Origin of the sequence: Williamsia sp. (assembly GCF_016462415.1) — a bacterium.
Taxonomy (GTDB): Bacteria; Actinomycetota; Actinomycetes; order Mycobacteriales; family Mycobacteriaceae; genus Williamsia_A.
Genome location: NZ_JAEMTF010000243.1, coordinates 1 through 1,504, shown reverse-complemented (window position 1 = coordinate 1,504; position 1,504 = coordinate 1). Strand labels below are relative to the sequence as shown.

Sequence of the window (1,504 nt, the reverse complement as noted above, 5' to 3'; positions counted from 1 at the left end):
GGGTGGGGCTGCTCGTCTCGGGCGGCAACGTCGATCTGACGCGGTTCGTCTCCCCTGTGCCGTAGATAATTCGCTTGACAAACGAATTAGGGGCTCGCTAGACATTGCCTCGATGAACAGCGAATCCTCGTCGGTGTCAAGTGACGAACAGCAGGTCCCCGCGCGGTGGCCCCTGCCCGTGCGCATCGCGTTCCGGTTCTGTGTGCTGTATTTCGGCGCCTTCTGCCTCGTCATCTCGCAGATCCTGCTCGCCTACACCGGTGTCCTGGCGCAGGTCATACCGGCGAACTGGCTGCAGTGGCAACTGATGGCGATCCAACCGCTGACCCGATGGTTCGGCCGCACCGTGTTCGACGTCGACGCTCGCTTCAACGCGATGTCCGGCAGCGGCGATCAGGCGGCGTTCTGGGTACTGATCGGCTTCCTGCTGATCGCCGCTGTGGCGGGGACCGTCGTGTGGTCGCTCCTGGATCGCCGACGACCGGCATACCCACGCTTGGTCACGTGGTTCTCACTGTTCCTTCGACTCTGCCTGGGTGGGCAGATGCTCACCTACGGCTTCGCCAAGCTCATTCCGACACAGATGCCGTCGCCGTCGCTGGACTCCCTGGTGAGCCCCTTCGGCACCCTGACCCCCATGGCTGTGCTCTGGTTGCAGACGGGATCCTCGCACCCCTACGAGATGATCCTGGGCTCCGTGGAAGTCCTAGCCGGCGTTCTTCTCTTCATCCCGAGGACCGCCACCGCCGGAGCACTGCTCAGTCTGTTCAGCATGACGCAGGTCTTCCTGCTCAACATGACGTTCGACGTCCCGGTGAAGATTCTCTCGGCGCACCTGCTGATGATCAGTGCGTTCCTGCTCGCACCGCAGGTTCGTCGCATCGTCGGTGTCCTCGTGCTGGGACGGGCAAGCGTCCGGGAGTCCCGGCCCGGCTTGTTCGCTTCACGTCGGGCCGAACGCATCGCGCACGGGGTGCAGCTCGCCCTGGGCGTCTGGGTCGTCATCGGTTGTGTCGTGGTCGGTCTGGACACGTGGAACACCTACGGCGACGGCCGGGAGAAGCCACCGCACTACGGCATCTGGAAGGTGGCGGAGTTCTCGGTCGACGGCGCGGCGCGCCCGCCCCTGACCACCGATCCCGTCCGCTGGCAACGGCTCATCGTCGATCAACCCGGCGTTGTGACCATCCAACGGATGGACGGCTCGCTGGTGGGCGCACCGGCCGACGTGCGACCCGATCGCGTGGCACTCGAGCAACCGAAGACGAACTTCGCCGTCGTTCCGCAGGGGCCCGACGCCATCCGTCTAAATGGGACGTCGAGGGGAAAACGCATCACCATGACGCTGCGCCGTCAGAAACTGGACGATTTCCCGCTACGCAGCACCGGGTTCCACTGGGTACAGGAGTCCGCCAACTTCGGCTGACGCGCAGACGAGATCAGCTCCGTCGACCCTTGAGCATGGCCAGCGGCAGGCGGATCAACCCGTCGACGATGTCGGACA

The 1,504-nt window shown here is 64.6% G+C and carries 1 protein-coding gene; it reads left to right on the top strand.

What is annotated here, in order from left to right; translation table 11 throughout:
* The first annotated feature begins 112 nt into the window (after positions 1–112).
* Positions 113–1,426: a DoxX family protein gene (locus JHC79_RS23770; RefSeq protein WP_296395567.1), complete on the top strand. Its 1,314-nt coding sequence runs from the start codon at positions 113–115 to the stop codon at positions 1,424–1,426.
* Positions 1,427–1,504: the final 78 nt, after the last annotated feature.